12 protein-coding genes are annotated in these 15,133 nt (G+C 47.0%); 5 read left to right on the forward strand and 7 right to left on the reverse strand.

What is annotated here, in order from left to right:
- Window positions 1-10: 10 nt before the first annotated feature.
- From MTX11_RS09400 to cysM, 4 genes are read right to left on the reverse strand one after another with little or no spacing between them, the layout of a single operon-like run.
- On the reverse strand, window positions 11-2,320 hold the full coding sequence (locus MTX11_RS09400) for a RelA/SpoT family protein (protein ID WP_243474968.1): 2,310 nt from the start codon (window positions 2,318-2,320) through the stop codon (window positions 11-13).
- A 32-nt stretch (window positions 2,321-2,352) separates the two neighbouring features.
- Window positions 2,353-3,741 carry a 23S rRNA (uracil(1939)-C(5))-methyltransferase RlmD gene (gene rlmD, locus MTX11_RS09405; protein WP_243474969.1) on the reverse strand — a complete coding sequence of 463 codons (1,389 nt, stop codon included), beginning with the start codon at window positions 3,739-3,741 and terminating at the stop codon, window positions 2,353-2,355.
- Window positions 3,742-3,747: 6 nt separating this feature from the next.
- On the reverse strand, window positions 3,748-4,566 hold the full coding sequence (locus tag MTX11_RS09410) for a 3'-5' exonuclease (RefSeq protein WP_005098085.1): 819 nt from the start codon (window positions 4,564-4,566) through the stop codon (window positions 3,748-3,750).
- Window positions 4,567-4,584: 18 nt separating this feature from the next.
- Window positions 4,585-5,514, reverse strand: coding sequence for a cysteine synthase CysM (gene cysM, locus MTX11_RS09415; protein ID WP_243474970.1), 930 nt, complete (start codon window positions 5,512-5,514; stop codon window positions 4,585-4,587).
- 362 nt (window positions 5,515-5,876) lie between these two features.
- Here cysM and MTX11_RS09420 point away from each other — a divergent pair, with 362 nt between their 5' ends.
- The 5 genes from MTX11_RS09420 to rsfS all read left to right on the forward strand — a co-directional run bounded on the left by MTX11_RS09420 (window position 5,877) and on the right by rsfS (window position 11,803).
- Window positions 5,877-8,684 carry a GacS-like sensor histidine kinase gene (locus MTX11_RS09420; protein ID WP_243474971.1) on the forward strand — a complete coding sequence of 936 codons (2,808 nt, stop codon included), beginning with the start codon at window positions 5,877-5,879 and terminating at the stop codon, window positions 8,682-8,684.
- 107 nt (window positions 8,685-8,791) lie between these two features.
- Window positions 8,792-9,580 (forward strand): crotonase/enoyl-CoA hydratase family protein, encoded by a 789-nt coding sequence (locus MTX11_RS09425; protein ID WP_243474972.1) that lies wholly within the window; start codon window positions 8,792-8,794, stop codon window positions 9,578-9,580.
- Window positions 9,581-9,616: 36 nt separating this feature from the next.
- The gene (locus tag MTX11_RS09430) at window positions 9,617-10,486 is read left to right on the forward strand and encodes an NAD(P)-dependent oxidoreductase (protein ID WP_243474973.1); all 870 of its coding nucleotides are present in this window, start codon (window positions 9,617-9,619) and stop codon (window positions 10,484-10,486) included.
- A gap of 39 nt (window positions 10,487-10,525) precedes the next feature.
- Window positions 10,526-11,314 carry a hydroxypyruvate isomerase family protein gene (locus MTX11_RS09435; protein WP_243474974.1) on the forward strand — a complete coding sequence of 263 codons (789 nt, stop codon included), beginning with the start codon at window positions 10,526-10,528 and terminating at the stop codon, window positions 11,312-11,314.
- Between the two features lie 81 nt (window positions 11,315-11,395).
- Window positions 11,396-11,803 (forward strand): ribosome silencing factor, encoded by a 408-nt coding sequence (gene rsfS / locus MTX11_RS09440; protein ID WP_004645144.1) that lies wholly within the window; start codon window positions 11,396-11,398, stop codon window positions 11,801-11,803.
- Window positions 11,804-12,071: 268 nt separating this feature from the next.
- Here rsfS and MTX11_RS09445 read toward each other — a convergent pair whose 3' ends face one another.
- The 3 genes from MTX11_RS09445 to MTX11_RS09455 are packed head-to-tail and all read right to left on the reverse strand — an operon-like array spanning window position 12,072 to window position 14,983.
- Window positions 12,072-13,517: an NAD(P)(+) transhydrogenase (Re/Si-specific) subunit beta gene (locus tag MTX11_RS09445; RefSeq protein ID WP_005252850.1), complete on the reverse strand. Its 1,446-nt coding sequence runs from the start codon at window positions 13,515-13,517 to the stop codon at window positions 12,072-12,074.
- A 3-nt stretch (window positions 13,518-13,520) separates the two neighbouring features.
- The gene (locus MTX11_RS09450; protein ID WP_004281642.1) at window positions 13,521-13,844 is read right to left on the reverse strand and encodes a proton-translocating transhydrogenase family protein; all 324 of its coding nucleotides are present in this window, start codon (window positions 13,842-13,844) and stop codon (window positions 13,521-13,523) included.
- An 11-nt stretch (window positions 13,845-13,855) separates the two neighbouring features.
- Complete coding sequence (locus tag MTX11_RS09455; protein WP_005106077.1) at window positions 13,856-14,983, reverse strand: Re/Si-specific NAD(P)(+) transhydrogenase subunit alpha; 1,128 nt, start codon at window positions 14,981-14,983, stop codon at window positions 13,856-13,858.
- Window positions 14,984-15,133 lie beyond the last annotated feature (150 nt).

The raw sequence follows: 15,133 nt of genomic DNA on the forward strand, positions 1-15,133 counted from the left end.
GTAACAGGAATTAAGTACCCTGTACCAGACGACGCGCGCTGATAATTCCCGGTTGCTGCTCAAGACGGGCCAGCAGCTTGGAAAGTTGTGCCAGACCTTTGACTTCAATCAGCAGCTTCATATTGGCAATACCATCCGCTTCCGAAATGGTATTCACCTGACGGATATTGATCTGATCCGAGAAAATCACTTGCGTGAGATCTTTGAGCAAACCGCGTCGATCATAAGCTTCCACCACAATCTGTACGCTCTGACCACGAGTCGGCTGCATTTCCCAATCGGCTTCTACCGCACGCTCAGGCTCTTGGGTGATCATGCGCACATAGTCCGGACAGGCCACCTTATGAATGCTCACTCCACGATTCAGAGTGATATAGCCAGCGATCGATTCACCATGCACCGGTTGGCAACATTGCGCGACATGCAGTTCCACGTTATCTAAACCGTCGATCAGAATCCCGTGCGCTGACAGTGTATGACTGGCACGCGGGTTCAAGGCAGGTTTCAGCACCAGCTCAGGCTCGTCCTGATCCAGATGCATGTGACGGTTCACCTGATTAATCAGGGCATGCAGGCTGATATCACCATTGACCAGATTCACCAGAATGTCATCACCGGTTTTGACATTGAAGTGGTTGCAATAATCACTCAGATCAATCGATTTCGGATGAATTGCCAGACGTGACAATTCTTTGTTCAGTACTTCACGGCCGACTTCCAGGTTCTTGCTACGATCCTGCTGACGGAACCAGTGACGCAGCTTGTCCCGCGCACGGGCAGTCTTGATATAACCTAATGAATTGACCAACCAGTCCCGATTCGGTTCCCGGTCTTTTTTGGTCAAAATCTCGACCTGCTCACCTGTTTTCAGGGTATAAGTGAGTGGCACATAGCGCTGATTCACCCGTGCGGCATAGCACTTGTTCCCGACCTCGGTATGCACATGATAAGCAAAGTCGAGTACGGTCGAATCACGTGGTAGCTCTTTGATATCGCCATCACGACTAAACACATAGATCTTTTCGAAGCCTTCAAAATCTTGAATATGCTCAAAATTCTCTATTTCATCTTCAGATTCTTTATGTGCACTGCTTTCATTACGTTCTTGATAATGCTCAAGTACCGCACGTAAGGAATGCAGACGATGGTTAAAGGAGCGATCTGTGGTTTTCGCGCCTTCTTTATAATTAAAGTGTGAACACACCCCAAGTTCAGCTTCGTCATGCATTGCATGAGTACGAATCTGCACTTCAAGTGACTTATTCTCGGCAATCACCGCAGTATGTAAAGAACGATAACCATTGGCTTTCGGATTGGTAATATAGTCATCAAACTGATGCGGAATGTGGCGCCAGATCTGATGCACAATACCTAAAGTGTGGTAACACTCCGGTACACTTTTCACCAGTACCCGTAGCGCACGAATATCATAGAGCTGGTCAAAGCTCAGGTTCTTGCTTTTCATTTTTCGATAAATCGAATAAATGTGTTTCACCCGGCCATTAATTTCAGCTTCGATACCATGTTCGGCCAATTCATTGCGTAATTTATCAATCACAAACTGAATATACTGTTCACGCTCCAGACGCTTTTCATTCAGTAAGGAAGCAATTTCTTTATAACGTTCCGGCGCAAGATAACGGAAAGCCAGATCTTCCAGCTCCCACTTCAACTGGGCAATACCTAAACGGTGTGCCAGTGGCGAGTAAATGGTCAGAATTTCTCGGGCCACCCGTTCCTGACGCTCACGCGAGGAATTGGCCAGTTCACGCAAGGCATAGGTACGTTCGGCCAGCTTGACCAGAACAACCCGTACATCTTCGGTGACCGAGATCAGCATTTTGTAAATGCCAGACAGATGTTCACGCTGGTTATTATTGAAATGATCTTCCAAGCGTTTATTTTTTTCGATCAGCTCAGACAGCTTACCCATGGCAAGCGTACCTTTGACCAGGCTATGCACCTGTTCGCCGAACTGTTCCAATACTTCACTGAGTGGCATGACGCCTTCACGAACAGCACGATACAACATGGCTGCGGACAAAGTATCTTCATCGACATGCAGATGCGCCAGAATATCCGCCATCTCAATACCGGTATAAAAGGTATTGGAGCGGTGCTGAACCATACTTTGCAGCTCTCTTTCTAATGTTAAGTGGGCGACTTCTTCGAGCTGCGTTAAAGGTGCGCCATCTAATATGCCACGAACCCGATCCAACCATTCAGTCAGATCCTGGTGTGCTTGTTCGGCATGTTCTACAGTCGTCTCCTGTGACAACTCATTGAGTCGCCCAGGGAGTTGCTCACGTACTGTGACCATACCCGTCTCCTAATTTTAAAAACATCATTTCTTTAATCGTTTATTTGATTTTCTTTTTCGAACAATGCGATTGATTCAACATGTCCAGTATGTGTAAACATATCCATCACGCCCGCTTGGGTGAGACGATAGCCCTGTTGTACCAAGAGTCCTGCATCTCTGGCGAGTGTCGCAGGATTACATGACACATAAACGATTCTTTTAGCTCCAAACTGAGGGATATAATGCATGACTTCTTCTGCCCCGGCACGTGGCGGGTCGATTAATAATGCATCAAAACCTTGATTTGCCCAAGTGTGGTGCGAGAAATCTTTGGTTAAATCTTGTGAATAGAACGATATTTGTGCAATACCATTGTTTTTGGCATTTTCCGCACCACGTCGAACCATTTCATCACTTCCCTCGACCGCAATCACCTGACCCGACGCACCAACACAGCGCGCCAGCGGCAAAGAAAAGTTTCCTAATCCACAAAACAGATCCAGAACCCGTTCACCCTGTTGTAGCTGAAGCAAATCACATGCCAATCGTACCATTTGCGGATTGATGCTTGAATTTACCTGAGTAAAGTCCAGAGGATTAAAGCCGAATTTCACATCAAAGTCATCAAGACCATAGTGCAAGCGCGCCGCGGCATCTGGAGCATCAATTCGCGAGAGTGTATCTTTGCCGGCAGGCTGCACATACAGTTGCCAGCCTTTCTGTAACGTAAATTCGCGCAATTGGTTGACATCAGCCACTGATAATTTTGCAGTTTCACGCACCAGTAAGGCAATATCCTGATCCCCCATGGCCAATTCTATATGACCAATGTCAGCCTTGCCATTGAGACTTTGCAGCAATTGTTTAAGGCTTGTAAGCGATCCAAATTCACGATCCAGAATCATGCAGCGATCAATCGAGGTTAATTTATTGCTTTGATTCTCACGAAAACCCACCACCAATGTGTCTTTAGCCGGCAGATAACGCACTCCGATCCGGGCTTTACGGCGATAATCTTCACGCTCGGAACGTAGCGGTGCAAGCCACTGCACAGGCTGGATGCCAGCAAAATGCTGTAAATGCGATTTCAGCACATTCTGTTTTAGTTCAATCTGTGCATCGGCTGCGATATGCTGCATATTACAGCCGCCACAGACCCCAAAATGTGCACAGATCGGCTTGACGCGAATTTCGGAAGCTTCGCTGAGTAATTCAAGACTGTCAGCTTCTTCCAGTTTTTTAACTTCACGGGTAATGCGAGCACGCACGGTTTCACCGGGCAAGGCATAACGGATAAAGACTTTCTTGCCGTGTTTATGCGGTGGATGATCCGGGTGTGAACCATAATGAGCGATGCCACGTCCCTCATGCGAAAGTGACTCAACCTGAAAAATGTACTCGGGTTGCTGGGTAGGACGTGTGTGTGCTCGATGCTTCATGAAAACCTAGGATGTGGGAGTTGGAAAATCAAAACGGGTAAAGTCAGTTCTTTGTGACGTTTCACGCCAAACCGATAAAAAGTCCGCATGCTGCGGTTGGGTATGCAAATATTGAATCGTACTGTGCAGCAAATGCTGATAATCCGGCAATAACAGCTGTCCTTTTAACAACAGCCAGCGGATATAGACCAGCCAGGTATTCAGCACATCGCCTTCACAATAAGAGGTCAGTTCGGTCCATTGCTGATTGCGGACATATTCAGGAACCCGATAGGCCCCGTCACCGCGTTTACCCGGATAACCCAGCAAATGTGCAACATCGTCCAGCTTCTGGAAATGACGCGCATGGAACATGGCCATCACATCCATTAAGTCGACATGACGATGATGGTAACGATTCTGGTAGTTATTATAACGCTTTTGCGTGTCAATTTCGCCCTGATCGAATAGACTCGGTGCAGAGAGTCCATGATACATGGCACGGTATAAAATCACCGGTAAATCAAACTGTGAACCATTCCAGCTGACCAGCGTCGGATGACGCTTATCAAAAATCGATAAGAATTTTCTTAAAATTTCCGCTTCAGAATGCTGTTCCCGGCTAAAAGAAAACAGCTTCATGCCCTGCTCATCGATCCATAAACCGGAAATACAGACAATTTCATGCAAGGGCGGACGCTGAAAATCAGAGCCTGAATCCTGACGGCGCAGTTTGGTCAGGGCCTGATCTAGATCTGCTTCAGGCAGGTCCAGACCAAATAAATGTGCGCCTGATTTGAGATCGGTTTGGGTTTCAATATCGAAAGTTAAAACAGGCAGGCGCATAACACAGTGCTCAAATAATTATTCAGAATCTTGCACAGAGAATAACCCTGTAGACAAGTAACGGTCACCACGGTCACAAATAATACACACAATGACGGCATCCGGATGTTCTTCCGCCAATTTGATGGAAGCCCACACCGCACCACCAGACGAAGTACCAGCACTGATGCCTTCTTTCTGCGCCAGCTTGCGCATGGTTTTTTCAGCTTCAATTTGTGGAATATCAATAATACGATCGACTCGGCTGCGGTCGAAAATGGTTGGCAGATATTCTTCTGGCCAGCGACGGATTCCGGCAATGCTTGAACCATCAGATGGCTGTAAACCGACGATCTGAATATCAGGATTCATTTCTTTCAGGTATTTCGACACACCCATGATGGTGCCGGTGGTACCCATAGAACTGACAAAATGGGTAATTTTGCCACCGGTTTGCTGCCAGATTTCTGGACCCGTGGTCAGGTAATGCGCTTCAACATTGTCCGGATTTCCGAACTGATTCAGCACCAGACCCACGCCATCATTTTGCATTTGAGCAGCAAGATCACGTGCACCTTCCATGCCCTGCTCTTTGGTTACTTCAATCAGCTCGGCACCATAAGCACGCATCGCATCCTTACGTTCCTGACTCATATTGTTCGGCATGATCAGCGTCATCTTATAGCCACGCATTGCTGCGACCATCGCCAATGCAATCCCCGTATTTCCGCTCGTTGCCTCAATCAGGGTGTCACCCGGTTTGATCTGCCCACGCTTCTCGGCCTGCATGATCATATTATAGGCCGGACGGTCTTTGACCGAACCTGCCGGGTTATTGCCTTCGAGTTTCGCGAGTACTGTAGCTTGAGTGTGACTTGCCAGACGCTGTAAACGCACCAGCGGCGTTTTGCCTACATAATGGTCTAACAAAAATTCATCTGCTTGAAAATCAGGGGTGGTATTACTCATTATTTGCACCTATATCGAGGTGCGGCTATTGTATGAAAAAATGCTTTTCCCTGCACCCATTTAGCAAGGCTTTTTCAGAAAACTCACTAAAAATCACACACTATCAAGCCATAAACTACATTTCCCGATAATTTAGCCAGGTGAAGCAGCTCGCTAATGAAGATGAAAATACTATTTCAGTCTGGCACTTTTACAGATTGAAATTTCGTGCGTCTTAGTCTTGCTGTACCTGAGCAAAATTAACTGAAATCTCTTGTATTTCTAACTACTAATCCAAAGCTTTATAAAAATAGTGCTTAAATTTTAACTGTCGATTTAAAGCATGCTAATATGCCAGGCATAAAGAAAATACTGCTTAAATCATGTCAACGATCAACAAAAAGCTGTTTAAACGCCTACACTTAAATCATGCCTATGGACAGCTGATTGCGCTGATTTTTGTGCCGATTACCATTTTGGCCTGTGTCGGCGCCATGCTGGTGTTGACTGAAACCTCGAATGCCGCACGTGCCCAGCAGAAGCAGATGGCCATTGCGATTCTGACCCGCTTTCAAGGTACTTCAGAATATGCACTGGATATCTTGAATCTGTATCCCTGGCAATATGACCAAGCCCACAACGCCATGCAGAACATGCTCAATGAAAAGCATCTGGTTCGAGCAGCGGTTCTAGACGAAAATGGCAAGAACCGTTTGGGCATCGGTTTTCAGGAACAGGCACCTTGGCCAGAATTTGAGAAAAGCGGCAATTTTGTTGGTCCGATTCTGCATCAAGATAATCATATCTATGCCATTAAAGTGAATGAAAACACTTTTTCTACCGGCTGGCTGGCAATTGAGCTAGATAATCAGCCGCTAGCAATTGCACGTTATCGGGTCTTGATCGTCTTGATTGCGACCGGATTACTGACCTTATTATTGTTATTACTTTGCTTGAATTTCTACTCACGGCGCTGGATCGCCCCGATGTATGAGATTCGCATGCAGTTGCAACGCCTGAATGCCGATACCCTCGGCCAGCATATGGTGATTAACAGCACCGGAGAGCTGCGTTTACTGCAACGTGATATTGCCAATGTAGTGAAACGTCTGCATTTCAGCTTTCTGGAACTGCGTGAACATACCGAACAGACCGAAGATGATTTGCGCCGTACCCTCGACACTTTAGAAGTCCAGAATATTACCTATCGTCAGGCACGCGACCAGGCGATCTCGGCTAACCAGGCCAAGTCGGTGTTTCTGGCCAATATTTCCCATGAATTGCGTACCCCACTGAACAGTATTGATGGTTTTATTCATCTGTTGTTACGTCAAGGTAATCTCAGCAACGAGCAGAGCCTGTATTTGCAGACCATTCGTAAGTCTTCGGCGCATTTGCTGGCACTGATCAATGATGTTCTGGATTTTTCCAAAATTGATGCTGGCAAACTGGAACTGGAAACTGCTCCTTTCGATCTGGAAGAAGCGATTTTTGATGTGATGGACATGCTGTCGCCTCTGGCAGCACAAAAACATATTGATATGGCTTTTTATTATGCGGACGGTGTACCAAAACACATTATTGGTGATGCGCTGCGTTTTAAACAGATTCTGACCAACCTGATTTCCAATGCGATCAAGTTCACTCCGGATGGCGAAATCATTGTCCGGGCACGCATGGAACACGATGGGATGGATCAGTGTGTCCTGCATTTTAGTGTGCAGGACAGCGGTATTGGCCTGAGTGGTACCGACCGTAAAAAACTATTTGAATCCTTCTCGCAGGGTGATACCTCGGTGACCCGTCAGTTTGGCGGTACTGGTCTTGGTCTGGCAATTTCCAAAGAGCTGGTCAGCCTGATGCATGGCCAGATTGGTTTTGAAGACAATCAGGAACGTGCCCCAACCGAAAAAGGTTCGACGTTCTGGTTTACTGCCCAGTTCCTGGTCGATGAAGATACTGTGATTGAGCATCCAGATTTTAGCGAGTTGACCGTGGTGTCTTATCTTGCACATCCGGCAACTGCGAATGTACTGCGGCATTATCTGGAAAATTATCAGGTTAAACATATTGAATGTGCATCAATTCTGGATCTGTTTAGCCGTCTGAATCATTTACAGAATAGCGAAAATACCTGGCTGATCGTCGATCATAGTGGTGACAGTGAAGTCTTGTTACGCGAAATCCGTTCACGTTACCAGGGTCATCTGGCTGTCTATGGTTATCAGATGCAACTGGATCCAAGCATGCTCAACGACCATCGTGCCCGTGCCCTGCATCAGCCACTCAGCCGCAGCGCGCTGATTCAGTTACTCGGCAATCAGCCGGTCTTCGGTCAGGAACAGCATGAAGAATTTAATGGTCAAGGCCTGCATATTCTGGCCGTGGATGATCATTTGCCGAACCTGATTGTTCTGGAAGCTTTGCTGGGCGAACTGAATGTCACCACGACCAAAGCCCTCAGCGGGCAGGAAGCGATCGATATTATTCAGCGCCGTTATGAACAGGAACAGCCGGCGTTTGATCTGGTCTTTATGGACATTCAGATGCCAGTCATGTCGGGGATCGATACCACCCGTGCCATTCGCTCGTTGGAATCGACTTTTGAAAATCATAGCCGCCTGCCGATTATTGCCCTGACAGCGCATGCGCTTTCTGATGAAAAACATAAACTGCTTCAAAACGGCATGGATGATTATGTCACCAAGCCGATCCAGATTGAGCAGATTATCCAAATTTTGACGCACTGGACCACCGAGCATTTTAAACGGATTCCGGTACTGGAACGTGCCAATGTGATTGATGCACTGGATCCAAATATTCTGGACTGGCAGCAAAGCCTGCAACTGGCAGCCAATAAGGAAGACCTGGCGGTGGACCTGTTACGCATGCTGGTGGACAGCTTTGCGGATGAACTCGATGAAATGCAGCAACTGATTGAACTGGAAGATTTTCCACAACTTGAACATGTGCTGCATCGTCTATATGGCGCGACCCGCTATGTCGGCGCACCGACTTTGCAGAAAGTCACGGGTGGCTTTGAACAGTTCGTTTCAACCTTGCGTAAAGAACGCCGTAAAGCCGATGAAAGCTTTGTCCAGGACGTGCTGAAATATTTTGATGAACTCAAAGCCGTGGTTGAACAGGTTGAACAGGCTGCCCAGCAAATTTTGAAGCAACATTTAAATTAAAGCTTTGAAGCTGCTCAGTCCTTAACTTACTCAAGTGTGACTGGGCTGTCATGCAAGCCCAAAGGCTGCATGCTATGCTCAAGCCAGGAAAAATAAGGAAGAATGCCATGTCACTCGTGCGCTTGGAAAAAAATAACGGCATTGCCACTGTCACACTGAATCGTCCGGATAAACGCAATGCCATGAGCTTTGCCCTGCTGCGCGAACTGGTCGCGACTGCACAAAAAATCAAAAAAGATAAAAGCATCCGTTGTGTGATTTTAACGGGTGAAGCTCAAGTCTTTAGTGCCGGTATTGATCTGGCCGATTTAAATAATCCTAAAAATCGTGCTTATGCTGCCTGGGAGCTGATTCGTCCGGGTCAAAGCCTGTTTCAAAAAGCATTTCTGGTCTGGCAGGAATTGCCAGTCCCGGTGATTGCCGCAATGGAGGGCTTCTGTTTTGGTGCCGGGATGCAGCTTGCTCTGGCCGCAGATATACGTATTGCCCATCCTGACACCAAAATGTCGATTATGGAAACCCGTTGGGGACTGGTGCCAGACATGGGACTCAGCCGTTCACTGAAAGGCCTGATTGGGATTGATCTGGCCAAAGAACTGACCTTAACTGCCCGGATTTTTGATGGTGAATATGCCAAAGAAATCGGTCTGATCACCCATGTCGATGAACAGCCCTTGGCAAGAGCACAAGCCTTGGCTGAAGAAATGCTGCAACGTTCTCCAGATGCGCTGATGGCCTCTAAATTTGTACTGGATGCCATGCAGCATCGTCCGAACAAATCCCTGCGTATGGAAAAAATCTGGCAATTGAAATTGCTGCTGGGTAAAAATAGCCAGCTAGCCCGTAAAAAAGACAAGAACCCAGAGGTTCAGTTTGTACCGCGCCAATATAAATAAGTCGAGTTTGAGTCAAAGCAAGGAATAAGAGAAAGTATGCAGTTGAATCGCGATACTAAAATTGCCTTTTTAGGTATGGGGCTGATGGGCACTCGTATGGCCACACGTCTGCTTCAGGCAGGTTTTCAGGTAGCGGTCTGGAATCGCACACCAGCAGCCTGTGAGCCCTTGCTGGATCAGGGCGCGACTGCGCTGTCTTTAGACCAGATTGCCAATTATCCGGTGATTCTCAGCTGCTTGGCAGATGATCATGCAGTGCAATCTGTTTTTGCTCAGATCGAACCGTATTTGGTTGCAGAGCAAGTGATTGTGGATTTCTCCAGCCTTTCAGTACAGCAAACCCAAACACTTGCAGCACAAGCACAGGCCAAGAAAGTAACCTGGATTGACTCTCCGGTTTCAGGTGGTACCGCCGGGGCTGAACAAGGCAGTCTGGTGATTTTTGCTGGTGGTGATGCCACGACGATTGAAAATCTTAATCCGATCTATGCAGTACTTTCACAGCGCGTGACCCGCATGGGTGATACCGGCACCGGTCAGGCGACTAAAATCTGTAATCAGCTGATTGTTGCGGCCAATAGTACCCTGATTGCAGAAGCCGTAGCTCTGGCTGGCCTTGCTGGAGTGGATGCACGTTTACTGGCACCAGCGCTGGCAGGTGGTTTTGCCGACTCCAAGCCTTTTCAGATTCTGGCACCGCGTATGGCCACGCAAACTTTTGAACCGGTGCAATGGAAAGTACAGACCTTGTCCAAAGATTTGAATAATGCCGTGCAACTGGCCCAAAGCTTTGATCTGGATGTTCCGGTCGCAACTCAAGCTTTAACGCAGTTACATGCTCATCAAGCTCAAGGCTTTGCCGAAGCAGATCTGGCCACTGTAATCCAGCAGCTGAAACACTCATAACGCTTGATTTATACAGCCCTGAATATTGAAGAGAAAGACATGATTAAACTTGCTGTCAACCTGTCGATGATTTTTACCGAAGTGCCGCTTATCGAACGCTTCGCGCTGGCTCGTGCGCAGGGCTTTAATCATGTGGAAATCCAGTTTCCTTATGAGCTCACGATTGGCCAGATTCAAAACCAGCTCAGCACCCATCAGCTGAACTTGTGCCTGATTAATGTGCCAGCGGGCGATTTAATGCAGGGCGGTCATGGTCTGGCCGGCATTCCAGGACAGGAAATCGAGTTTCGTCATGCTGTTGAGCAGGCCATCCAGTATGCCACGGCGTTGAATGTACCGCGGGTCAATATTCTGGCAGGAAAACAGCCCCTGGATTGTGACCTGTTGCCCTGCCTGAACACGCTGGCAAGTAACCTGAAAATGGCCTGTTCAATGCTGCTTGAGCATCAAATTGAACCAGTCTTTGAAATGATCAATGGCACCGATATGCCACGTTTTTTGATTCAAAATATTGCTCAGGCACAGGAAATGCTGGAAGCCGTGCATCATCCGGCCTTAAAAATGCAGTATGACTGTTACCACATGGCAATGATGGGCGAAGATGTCCTGGAAACTTTGCAAGAAAATATTGCCTCGATTGGTCATATCCAATTTGCGGATTGTCCGGGACGGCATCAACCCAATACGGGCTCTATTCAATATCATGATATATTTCAGTGGTTAAAACATAGTCAATATCAAGGTTATGTCGCTGCCGAGTATAAACCCAGCGGACATTCCAATGATTCCTTTGGCTGGAAAGCCGAGTTCTTTCCGGAGCATGACTGAGTGGACTGCGGCTTCATTTGAAATTCAGGACTAAAACCGCTATATTAGAGCATGCATAATTGTTAGGAAATTACACTCCCCATGAATTTAGAACCATCGCCCAGCGCTTCTAATTCTCACGATCTTACTATGAATTCAAATTCTCAAGCTGTACAGGACTGCTTAAAAGTCGTACATGCTGCACTTGAAGATGTAAAAGCAAAAGAAATTGTTGAGCTTGATGTCAGCGGTATCAGTAATGTGGCTGATGCTATGGTCATTGCAAGCGGTACATCGACACGTCATATCAAATCATTGGCCAATAACGTTGCTGAAGAAGCACGTAAAGCTGGCTTTCGCCCTCTTGGTATTGAAGGCGAACGTGATGCTGAATGGATCCTCATCGACCTTGGTTATGTTGTGGTTCATTGTATGCTTCCAACAGCGCGTAAATTCTATGACCTAGAAAGCTTATGGCGCAATCCTACAGATACTGACTCTGTAGCGTAAAAACCGAATATTCAAAAAAGCGACCTGTTGAGGTCGCTTTTTTATTGCCTACTCTTCGGCTTTTATAATCATGATGACAACTCAATCTGTTAGCTATTTTTCTTTAATTTTCATCTTGTCTTATGCACCGATTTGATTGGTATTTTAAGATCAATTTATCATAAACATAGACGTTCGATGACCACTCAATAATCCTTTTTCCAAGATATAAAATAAAAAATCCCCCTTTGTTAAAGGGGGACTTAGGAGATTCTAATGATTTAAATGATTAGTGACCCGTACCATTAATGGCTTTGGTCATATCTTCCACCACTTTCTTGGCATCACCGAAGATCATCATGGTCTTGTCATTATAGAACAAGTCATTGTCCAGACCCGCATAACCGGTCGCCATAGAACGCTTGATCACCATGATGGTACGTGCCTTATGGGCTTCCAGAATCGGCATACCATAAATTGGTGAGGTTGGATCATCTTTCGCCGCAGGGTTCACAACGTCGTTGGCACCAATCACCAGCACCACATCTGTCGCCGGGAAGTCCGAGTTGATCTCATCCATTTCCAGGATGTCTTCATACGGTACGTCCGCTTCAGCAAGCAACACGTTCATATGACCCGGCATACGACCTGCCACCGGGTGAATCGCGAAACGAACCGTTACGCCCTGCTCTTTCAGCAAGTTAGCCAATTCTTTTACCGCATTCTGTGCACGGCCTTGCGCCATACCATAACCTGGCACAATCACTACGCTGTCTGCATTTGACATCAGGAAGCCTGCGTCATCTGCCGAACCTGAACGGTGATTACGTTGAACCTGTTCACCTGCTCCTGCTGTCGGCGCAGCTGCACCGCCCATCGCACCACCAAACAAAACGTTGATGATGGAACGGTTCATCGCTTTACACATGATGTAAGACAGAATCGCACCTGAAGAACCCACCAGTGAGCCTGCAACAATCAGCATGTTGTTTTCTAGAGTAAATCCAATCCCCGCTGCTGCCCAGCCTGAGAATGAGTTGAGTAGGGATACTACTACTGGCATGTCACCGCCACCAACTGGCGCAATCCACACCCAGCCAAATGCCAGCGCAAGACCAGTCATTGCCCAGAACGAGGTCATATTACCCGTCAGGAAGAAGTGAACACCAAAACCTAACATTGCAATAAAGATGATCGCCTGAACCGGTTTCACCCATGCACCTGAAATGGTTTTTGCCCATTTCTTTGCAGCCAGTTTGCCGTAAGCAAAGACTGATGCAGTGAAGGTAATCGCGCCTACGAAACAGCCCACAAACAGTTCAAATAAATGAACACGGCTCATTTCATGGAAATTGACACCATTGGCAGCCAATAGATCTGGACCAAGTTCGATCAGTTTGTTGTTGTGAATAATGGCAGCGACAGCAATCAGGACCGCAGCCAGACCCACCAATGAGTGCATCAACGCTACAGTTTCAGGCATCTGGGTCATTGGAACTGTACGTGCACGGGCAATACCCACGATTGCACCCAGCACCATTGCGCCAATGATCATCCAGACCACTGGATTCTCAGCCACAAAGAAGGTGGTCACGACCGCAATGGCCATCGCGATCATTCCGTAACGGTTACCAGCAATCGCAGTTTTAGGACCTGATAAACCACGTAGCGTCAGGATAAAAAGAACGGCACCAATCAGGTAGAACCAATCCGCATATTCTCGAATCATTTCCATGGATTAACCCTCTTTTTTCTTTTGCTTAGGTTTAAACATTTCCAGCATACGTGCAGTCACGGCAAAGCCACCGAAAATATTAATACTGGCCAGGAATACCGCAATTGCACCAAGCACGCTCACCACGTTAATGGTCTGGAAATCCACACTACCTTCAACGCCGATCACCGGCAGGCCAACGGTCTGAATCATTGCACCGACAATAATGATCGATGACAAAGCATTGGTCACCGCCATCAACGGCGTATGTAATGCTGGTGTTACCCCCCACACCACGTAGTAACCTACGAAAATGGCAAGGACAAAAATCGTAATTGTTTCAACCATGAGTCTTCTCCTTAACCACGTTTCAGCAGCACTTGGCCGCCATGAGTGACAAGTAGGGCTTTTTGAATTTCTTCTTCTGGATTCAGGACAAAATTCTTATCCGCATCAAATAGTGTTTCAACGAAGTTAAATACGTTACGAGCGTATAAAGCAGAGGCTTCAGTTGATACAGTCGACGGAATATTTGGAATGCCGAGAATTTTGACGCCATTGTCGGTATGGACTGTTTCACCGCATTTCGAACCTTCGACGTTGCCGCCAGATTCTACTGCCATGTCCAGAATCACTGAACCCGGTTTCATTTTCGCAACTGTTTCAGCACGGATTAAACGCGGTGCATCACGACCCGGTAAAAGCGCTGTGGTAATCACGATGTCAGCATTTGATACCGCTTTATCAACAATTGCAGCCTGATCGCGGATGTATTCTTCACCCGGCATCCAGCCATAACCATTTTTGGCAGCATCAGCCGCTTTTTGCTGCTCTTCAGCAGACATCGGTACGTCTAGCCATTTACCACCTAAAGATTCAACCTGATCTTTGGCAGTTGGACGCAAGTCCGTGGCTTCAACGATGGCACCTAAACGTTTTGCTGTTGCAATCGCTTGCAGACCCGCTACACCGACCCCCATGATCACCACACGAGCCGGTTTAACCGTACCCGCAGCAGTCATCAGCATCGGGAACATGCGCTGGTATTCAGCCGCAGCCAAAAGCACCGACTTGTAACCTGCAAGGTTGGCTTGAGAAGACAAGACATCCATGTTCTGCGCACGAGACAAGGTTCGTGGCAAAAGTTCCAATGCAAATGCAGACACGTTTTGTGCCGCGAATTGGTCAAGCTCAGTATTACGGTAAGGATCAAACATTGCCACGATAGTGGTGTTCGGGTTGAGTTTTTGAATTTCCTCACCTTTCGGTGCACGAACTTTTAAAATCAACTGACTGCCGGTATAGGCATCATCCGTAATTTTGGCACCAACTTGTTCATAGGCACTATCGATATAGGCAGCTTTAACCCCTGCACCACGTTCGATAATCACGCTATGTCCTGCGCTGATCAATTTCTTTACTGTCTCTGGCGTCGCAGCGACGCGATTTTCACCGACAACAGTTTCGGCTGGAATTCCGATCTGCATGAGCGTTCCTCAAGCTAATTTTTCTTAAGTAAACATCGTGTAAACGATGCTTCCCCTCAGGATGTGTTCTTGTTGAATTTTTGGATTCTAATCAAACTGTTTGAAATTACCACCTACTATTTATTTAATAAATACCTATATTTTGAACTG

Source organism: Acinetobacter lwoffii, from assembly GCF_022809915.1.
Taxonomy (GTDB): domain Bacteria; phylum Pseudomonadota; class Gammaproteobacteria; order Pseudomonadales; family Moraxellaceae; genus Acinetobacter; species Acinetobacter lwoffii_M.

Coding starts and splice junctions, on each gene's coding strand:
- MTX11_RS09400 (WP_243474968.1), bottom strand. CDS start 2,320: ATGGTCACAGTACGTGAGCAACTCCCTGGGCGACTCAATGAGTTGTCA.
- rlmD (WP_243474969.1), bottom strand. CDS start 3,741: ATGAAGCATCGAGCACACACACGTCCTACCCAGCAACCCGAGTACATT.
- MTX11_RS09410 (WP_005098085.1), bottom strand. CDS start 4,566: ATGCGCCTGCCTGTTTTAACTTTCGATATTGAAACCCAAACCGATCTC.
- cysM (WP_243474970.1), bottom strand. CDS start 5,514: ATGAGTAATACCACCCCTGATTTTCAAGCAGATGAATTTTTGTTAGAC.
- MTX11_RS09420 (WP_243474971.1), top strand. CDS start 5,877: ATGTCAACGATCAACAAAAAGCTGTTTAAACGCCTACACTTAAATCAT.
- MTX11_RS09425 (WP_243474972.1), top strand. CDS start 8,792: ATGTCACTCGTGCGCTTGGAAAAAAATAACGGCATTGCCACTGTCACA.
- MTX11_RS09430 (WP_243474973.1), top strand. CDS start 9,617: ATGCAGTTGAATCGCGATACTAAAATTGCCTTTTTAGGTATGGGGCTG.
- MTX11_RS09435 (WP_243474974.1), top strand. CDS start 10,526: ATGATTAAACTTGCTGTCAACCTGTCGATGATTTTTACCGAAGTGCCG.
- rsfS (WP_004645144.1), top strand. CDS start 11,396: ATGAATTTAGAACCATCGCCCAGCGCTTCTAATTCTCACGATCTTACT.
- MTX11_RS09445 (WP_005252850.1), bottom strand. CDS start 13,517: ATGGAAATGATTCGAGAATATGCGGATTGGTTCTACCTGATTGGTGCC.
- MTX11_RS09450 (WP_004281642.1), bottom strand. CDS start 13,844: ATGGTTGAAACAATTACGATTTTTGTCCTTGCCATTTTCGTAGGTTAC.
- MTX11_RS09455 (WP_005106077.1), bottom strand. CDS start 14,983: ATGCAGATCGGAATTCCAGCCGAAACTGTTGTCGGTGAAAATCGCGTC.